Here is a 372-nt window from a genome sequence, read left to right as displayed (position 1 = left end):
AACTAATAAAACGCGGTGTTTCTCGGCTTATTGCTTAAAAATTTAATAAATATTATCTAGTTTTCAAAGAACAAATTCGACAATTAATATTGTCAATGGAGCCTAACGGGATCGAACCGATGACCTCCTGCGTGCAAGGCAGGCGCTCTCCCAGCTGAGCTAAGGCCCCATAATGGGTATTTTATTAATTGGTAAATGGGCCTAAATGGACTCGAACCATCGACCTCACGCTTATCAGGCGTGCGCTCTAAACCAGCTGAGCTATAGGCCCGTAAACGCTTTTGAGAGTAGATCTCTCAAAACTAAACAAATTTTCGACAAGTGTGTAGGTTTCCGTAATATTCCTTAGAAAGGAGGTGATCCAGCCGCAGG

Annotated in this window: 2 tRNA genes; both read right to left on the bottom strand. The window is 42.7% G+C overall.

Annotated features, from left to right (window positions below):
- Nucleotides 1-96: 96 nt before the first annotated feature.
- A tRNA-Ala gene (locus AC1RPG_RS08390) sits at nt 97-169 on the bottom strand.
- A 27-nt stretch (nt 170-196) separates the two neighbouring features.
- Nucleotides 197-271, bottom strand: a tRNA-Ile gene (locus AC1RPG_RS08385).
- Between the last annotated feature and the right edge of the window lie 101 nt (nt 272-372).

It is taken from the genome of Dellaglioa sp. CoH-57-MRSF-18, assembly GCF_056781995.1.
Note: the sequence above shows the minus strand (reverse complement) of the source record. Positions and strands in the feature narration are given on the sequence as shown.